Origin of the sequence: Vibrio sp. V10_P2A27P122 (assembly GCF_963874335.1) — a bacterium.
Taxonomy (GTDB): Bacteria; Pseudomonadota; Gammaproteobacteria; order Enterobacterales; family Vibrionaceae; genus Vibrio; species Vibrio anguillarum.
Genome location: NZ_CAWNHY010000079.1, coordinates 1 through 6,771 on the forward strand (window position 1 = coordinate 1; position 6,771 = coordinate 6,771).

A 6,771-nucleotide genomic window follows, 5' to 3' on the forward strand; every position below is an offset into this window, starting at 1 on the left:
CCACAATAGTTCTGGATTAACTTTACAATCAGAGATAAAATCAAGCATTAATTTTTCTATTACTTCACTATCATCATTAAATAATACACCTAGCACCTTAAGCTCTTTTTCGATCTCAAGAATATCTTTTTTTAGATCCCCCCGTAATTTGAAGTACTCAATTTCTGTATTAATAAAAAGGTCGCGCAAGTCAATTTTATTCCGACTGATGGGGACTATTTTCTTTTGGTCAACACTTAACCCTTGCCACCATTCAATGAGAAGTTCCCTACATTCATCAATACTCAACTCAAGCCCCCTTTATTCGTTCTAGTCCGTTTTTTTAGTTTTTCCATCAGTTGGTATCTTTTCAAAGCTATACCATTGCTATCCAAGAATCGTTCCCAGACTCCAACAGGAATTTTTGTATATTTTTGTGTTGTATCTAGTGACTTATGCCCAAGGCATTGTTGAAGCAATAACAGCCTATCAAGCTGCGTCTTACCTAAGTCTTCGGAGTTGAGAAGCATTGCTCCAAAACCATGTCTAATCTTATGTGGTGACAATGGATCTTTAATTAGCCCAAGCTTTAAAGCTCTTTTAGATAGCTTAGTGATTAACTTGCTGACTGACCTTTCATTATAAGGATTACCATTTTGATTTAGAAAGGCAGGCATGGGGACCTTGCCCCATTTTCGTTTGTGCTTTCTATATTCGAGACTTGAGTTATATTTTTGGACTCTATTGAGAGTTTCTTTTGTAATAACCGTATATCGATATTTAGATTCTCTAGCACGCCCCTTGTTGCCTTTAATTTCCATCGCGACATATTGGCTAGATATTTGAAAGGTCTCACTATCTACAATTACACTCTGTCGATATGCTCTGGATAGTTTCAAGATATCTTCGTGAAGAATATCTTTAACTTCTGCTCGGCGTACACCAGAGTCATATAAGAATTGGATGAGACACCTTTCACTTTCATGATTAGAAACAAGAATCAAAGCCTCTATATCTAAGAACTGTGCAGGCTTAATTAATGATTCTTTAGCCGTAACGGATAGGCTTCCATTTTTATAAGGATCTTCTTCTCTAATGAGCTTGTAGCCAGTGGGGGGGGCACACAAAAAATGAGAGAAAAACTTTCCATATGTAGCGTCTCTATTGGATATGGTGCTCCCCATTAAGGCATGCTTAACTGACTCGTCTTTATTTTTATCGTTTCTACAGTATTTAAAGTACTTCTGAATTTCATTGGTGTGTACTGTCAACAGACAATCATCGCGTTTGGAACCGATGTGGCTCTTATCATACGTTGTCAGGTACTTGACCAAATAGAGCAAGTTATTTGCGTAAGTTATTACGGATTTATCACTATGGTTATACCTATAGTGTGTTAGGAAATCAGAGATAAGTGGCAACAATTCCATTTGGTCATTGAAAACGGCTACCCCTTCTTCCAGAAAAAGGACATTGGGATACATATCACTGCTTTCATGAGCAACAGAGGTTGATGTATCAATCTTCCCACCAGAAGAAATTATAACTGCCTTATCCATAAACCCTCGAACTGTGCATTGATAATCAGATTAACCTTTACTGATAACGTATTGTGCAACTTAAACATAGCACAATAATTTCATATGCAACTAGGCTGGAGGGTTTTGTTTATTATTGATTGTGCATTTTGTGATAAGGGTTATAAAAGCGGGACATCACACGAGCGTTGCGTACTATTGAGATACAAAGTATCGCCCAACAACGAAAAGTGATGACTGTACATGCAGGGGCGCAAGCAACCCATATGAAACTCACCTGGGTTGTAAAAGTTTAGGATTTCGCCTCTATCATCAACGCCACGTGAAAGATCATCAACAATCTTACGCAGTTGATCAATCTGCCCACCATCCGCCTTGGCCCACGCACGTCCTTGAACGCCGTACACGCGGCCCATATCATCTTCACCTTTACGGTATGGATTGTTAAGCCAAGCTGCATTTAAATTCGCATTCGCATCCCACGTTTTGGTTCCTAAAGCGCGAAAATCGGCTGCATTATCGTAGCCACGAATATAACCAAGTAGCTCAGCAACTGCGGCTTTCCAGAAGCTTTTACGCGTTGTCACTAACGGGAATTGATTCTGACCTACATCGTAGGTGAGATCAGCGTTAACCACCGTTAGGCAGCGTTTGGCTGTACGTTCATTTTCGATCCAAACGCCCTCATCAACAATTCGCTGACAAAGTTCAAGATACTGTTTCACAAACTATCCTTAACACTATTGAGTCACTTTATGGTTAACCTTGTACGCCCATACCATCATCAGTGCACCGACAATGATCATCGGTAGCGACAGGATTTGCCCCATGGAGATAAATCCAGCGAACAATCCTAATTGTGCATCAGGTTCACGAACATATTCGACAAGGAAACGGAATGTTCCGTAGCCTATCAAAAATAGCCCTGAGACTGAACCAATTGGCCGATTTTTGCGGATAAACAGGTTCAATATAATAAACAGCACAATCCCTTCTAAGAAAAACTCATAAAGCTGTGATGGATGGCGAGGCAAAGGCCCGCCGTTCGGAAAAATGATCGCCCATGGAACATCGGTTACTCGCCCCCACAATTCACTGTTCATGAAGTTGCCTAATCGTCCCATACCTAAACCAAATGGAACCAAAGGAGCCACAAAATCGGCGACACCAAAAAACGTTCGGTTATTTTTCCGTGCATACCAAAACATTGCACTGATCACGCCAAGTAGACCACCATGGAAAGACATCCCGCCTGTCCACACTTTAAAAAAATAGAGCGGGTCTTGGAGAAACAGATCAAAATTGTAAAACAACACATAACCGACACGACCACCAATGACCACCCCTAAAAATCCAGCAAACAGCAAATCCGAGACTTGCTCACGAGTCCAGCCACTATTTGGTTTGTCCGCTCTGCGATTGGCAAGCCACATCGCAAAAACAAAACCAACTAAATACATTAAGCCGTACCAGCGAATGGATATAGGGCCAATCGCAATCAGCACGGGATCAATATTTGGGAACTGTATAAAACCCTGAGACATAAACGTGTTCTCTTACTAAAAATGAGGTGAAGATAATAAGTGATTAAAACAGCATAGTTGCCGCTATAACCATCAGAAAAACGGAGAATATTTTTTTCAATACCGCCGTCGGTAACTGAGTCGCGTAACGCGCTCCTAATCGAGTAGTGAGAATTGAGGTCGAAGCAATGGCGACTAACGCAGGTAAATAGACATAGCCAATGCTGTAAGGTGGTAAATTCTCCACTTGATAACCGTGCAAAATAAAACCAATCATGCCAGAGATTGCGATCACACACCCACAGACAGAAGAAGAACCGACGGCTTTACGCATTTCAACGCCATGACGATTCAAAAAAGGAACGGAGAGCGAACCGCCACCAATTCCCGCTAAACTAGAGACAATACCAATACCACTGCCACATAGCATGGTCACCCACGCACCGGGCATCGATCTTTGCATTTGCGCTTTTATCGATAAAAACATTTGAATCGCCAGGCAAAAAACAATCACGCCAAATACTTTCGGTAGATATTGAGTCGGGATCACGTCTGCGATCATTGAGCCAACAAACCCACCGACGATAACGCCGGGCATGAGCCACTTGACGACAAACATATCCACATTGCCCAATTTAAGGTGATTTAATGCCGAAGAAGCCGAAGTAACAATGATGGTCGCTAGCGATGTCGCTAACGCTAAATGCATACTAAGTTCGGCGGAAATACCCGCCTTGGGAAGCAAAAGAAGCAACGCAGGAACGACAATTAAACCACCACCAATGCCCAGTAAGCCAGCCATAAAACCAACGACTGAGCCCAATAACACCAGCAACACCATCAACTCAAAATTCACATTGCTTCCTATTTTTTGCCTGCGCGGATAAAGCCAGCAAAGCCTTTATCTTCAAAGTATGAGTGCATCATATTATAAATGTCGTTGCCGTAAGGTTGCATCAACGCTTTGTCAGCAAGTTGCCGTAACTGTCCTAATTGAGAGTGCCTCACTAAATATTTGACCTTGGCTACGTTGGAGGTATTCATACTTAGCATGCGATAACCCAAACCAATTAATAACAGTGAACCAATAGGGTCTCCGGCCAACTCACCACACACGCAAACAGGTATACGATGAGACTGGCAAGTCTCTAAAATCTGTTTAAGCGCCATCACCACCGCTGGATGCATGGAGTCATAGACATCAGCAACATGTGCATTGTTCCGATCAACGGCCAACAAATATTGGGTTAAATCGTTGGTTCCAACCGAAACAAAGTCCACTTTGCTCGCAATCAATGGTAGAAGATAAATCATCGATGGTACTTCAATCATAATGCCAATCTTGGGCATTATGATCCGATCATCAACGCTAGAAACTTCTCGATACGCTTGCTCAATCAACCGCATTGCGTCGTCCAACTCTTTCGTTCCTGAAATCATTGGCAATAAAATGCTGAGATTTTGGTTATCGCCGCTGGCACGCATCATCGCCCGCAGTTGAATCAAAAAAATATCGGGATGATCGAGCGTAAAACGAATGCCTCGCCAGCCAAGAAAGGGATTGTCTTCTTCAATGGGTAGATAAGGCAGTGCTTTATCGCCACCAATGTCTAACGTTCTCATCACCACCCGTTTATCAGGATAAGCGTTCAAAACGCTGCGATACTGCTGCACTTGTTCTTCTTCTGATGGAAAGCGATGTTGCAGCAAAAAGGAAATTTCGGTTCGATACAGCCCGACACCATCAACCCCTTGGTTAATTGCGATGTTGGTATCCGCACTTAATCCAGCATTGAGCATCACTTCAATACGTGTGCCATCTTGCGTAAAAGGAGCTTCTGCAATGGTTTCATTAACCATTTGAGAAAGTTCGCTTTCTTCATAAGCTAAAGCGCGATATTCCGCCAGAATTTGTCTATTTGGTGAGATAAAAACCTTGCCGCTATAACCATCGACAATGCCCTTTTTACCGTTGATCTCCTTGAGATTAAGTGAAATCCCCATCACTGCGGGAATGCCCAGCGCCCGTGACAATATTGCTGCGTGGGAATTGGCAGCCCCTTCTAAAGAGACCACCGCCAGTAATTTATCTTTAGGAATAGCGGCGAGAATTGAAGCAGTAAGTTCGCGTACCACCAAAATAATCGGTTTATCAAGTTGCTGCTGATCATGCTCAGTGTTGTGCAAAAAAAATAGCAGTCGCTGACCTAGCTCACGAATATCCTGTGCACGCTCACGTAAGTAAACATCTGACATCTTCGCAAAACGGTTGGAATAACTCTCCACAACTTGCCGTAATGCCCAATCTGCACGATCACCTTTTTGGATCTGGCTTTTCAGATCGTTGCGTAGCATCGGATCATTAAGTAGATGAGTAAAGAGATCGAAGATGGCTAACGCATCTTTATTAATATCACTATCGAGTTTTTTTCTTAAACGACGAAAATCGTTCAAGGCGCTTTCTACCGCCAGCACTAGCCACTCTTGTTCTCGTTCAATATCGAGCGTTGAGGCGGGGTAAACATCAGACAGTTGAGGCTGGGTGTCATCCCACCAAAACTCACCAATCGCGATGCCAGATGACGCAGCAATGCCACTGGTGGATAACTGCTTTTTCGAAAGCAGCCACTGCCCTTGTGTTTGAGCATGAGCAATAATCACGGCCACTTGCGCCGCCAGAGTGACAATAAAAGACTCTTCCATCTCACTAAATAAGCGAGGTGTTTTTTGCTGCACGACCAAGACACCCAATACTCGCTTGCGATGAATAATCGGCGTACCAAGAAAGCTTTGATACACCTCTTCGCCAAGCTGTTTGAAGTATTTAAAATTAGGATGTTTCGACGCTTCAGCAATGTTGATTGGCTCAGCTGAACGTTTCACTAAGCCCACTAAACCTTCGTCAAAACCGATGTGGATTTTGTCGCCTTTGAACTTTAAGCCTTGCGTTGCCATCAGTTCTAGACGATGTTTTTCTTCGTTAGCAAGATAGACAGTGCAACACTCGGTACTCATCGCATTGCACGTTTGCTTAACCAAAATATCCAAGGCTTGGTGTACATCTTCTACCTTGGATACTTGTTCAACTATTTCCCTTAGCTGAGAGAGCATGTCTATCCTCTTTTATTTTTGCGCTTACCTTTGTTATTACGTTCTTTAAATGGCATCGCGAATGATGCAAACTCTTTCATGGCACGACGATAAACATCTCGCTTGAAAGAGACTACTTGCCTCACTGGATACCAATAACTGACCCAACGCCAACCATCAAATTCAGGGGTACTGCCGCGCTGCATGTTGATTCTTGATTCATCACACTCTAAGCGCAGAAGAAACCATTTCTGTTTTTGCCCAATACAGACAGGTTGAGAATCCCAACGAACGAGCCGTTTTGGTAATTTATATCTTAACCAATGACGGCTTGTTGCTATGATTTTCACATCTTTCTTTGTAAGCCCAACCTCTTCGTAAAGCTCTCTAAACATCGCTTGTTCAGGAGTTTCATCGTCGTCAATTCCACCTTGTGGAAACTGCCAAGAGTGTTGTCCGTATCGTTTCGCCCAGAATACCTGACCATGGTTGTTACAAATCACAATACCAACATTGAGTCGGTAACCATCGCCATCGATCACTGGCCAACCTCTAGTAAAATCTTAATTGCTTTGATTTTTCCACATATCCCCAATAGGAGCAAACTTACGAGTGTGATTAACACGAGATTTATGTATTCC

Annotated in this window: 5 protein-coding genes and 2 pseudogenes; all 7 read right to left on the reverse strand. The window is 42.7% G+C overall.

The window, feature by feature from the left end; translation table 11 throughout:
• Positions 1-288 (reverse strand): annotated as a pseudogene (locus AACQ17_RS04410) (tyrosine-type recombinase/integrase); the annotation flags it as partial.
• The gene (locus tag AACQ17_RS04415; protein ID WP_094167738.1) at positions 285-1,538 is read right to left on the reverse strand and encodes a tyrosine-type recombinase/integrase; all 1,254 of its coding nucleotides are present in this window, start codon (positions 1,536-1,538) and stop codon (positions 285-287) included. The pseudogene AACQ17_RS04410 and the gene AACQ17_RS04415, both read right to left, overlap by 4 nt.
• Before the next feature lie 146 nt (positions 1,539-1,684).
• Positions 1,685-2,242: pseudogene (locus tag AACQ17_RS04420) on the reverse strand (thymidylate synthase); the annotation flags it as partial.
• 15 nt (positions 2,243-2,257) lie between these two features.
• On the reverse strand, positions 2,258-3,061 hold the full coding sequence (lgt, locus tag AACQ17_RS04425; RefSeq protein ID WP_094147682.1) for a prolipoprotein diacylglyceryl transferase: 804 nt from the start codon (positions 3,059-3,061) through the stop codon (positions 2,258-2,260).
• A gap of 43 nt (positions 3,062-3,104) precedes the next feature.
• Positions 3,105-3,896 carry a sulfite exporter TauE/SafE family protein gene (locus AACQ17_RS04430; RefSeq protein WP_047690145.1) on the reverse strand — a complete coding sequence of 264 codons (792 nt, stop codon included), beginning with the start codon at positions 3,894-3,896 and terminating at the stop codon, positions 3,105-3,107.
• An 8-nt stretch (positions 3,897-3,904) separates the two neighbouring features.
• Positions 3,905-6,151, reverse strand: coding sequence for a phosphoenolpyruvate--protein phosphotransferase (ptsP, locus tag AACQ17_RS04435; RefSeq protein WP_088720923.1), 2,247 nt, complete (start codon positions 6,149-6,151; stop codon positions 3,905-3,907).
• A gap of 2 nt (positions 6,152-6,153) precedes the next feature.
• Positions 6,154-6,672 (reverse strand): RNA pyrophosphohydrolase, encoded by a 519-nt coding sequence (gene rppH, locus AACQ17_RS04440; RefSeq protein WP_010319133.1) that lies wholly within the window; start codon positions 6,670-6,672, stop codon positions 6,154-6,156.
• Positions 6,673-6,771 lie beyond the last annotated feature (99 nt).

Bases quoted from the DNA above. Each gene is read 5' to 3' on its own strand.
- lgt (WP_094147682.1), bottom strand. From the start codon at position 3,061: ATGTCTCAGGGTTTTATACAGTTCCCAAATATTGATCCCGTGCTGATT.
- ptsP (WP_088720923.1), bottom strand. From the start codon at position 6,151: ATGCTCTCTCAGCTAAGGGAAATAGTTGAACAAGTATCCAAGGTAGAA.
- AACQ17_RS04415 (WP_094167738.1), bottom strand. From the start codon at position 1,538: ATGGATAAGGCAGTTATAATTTCTTCTGGTGGGAAGATTGATACATCA.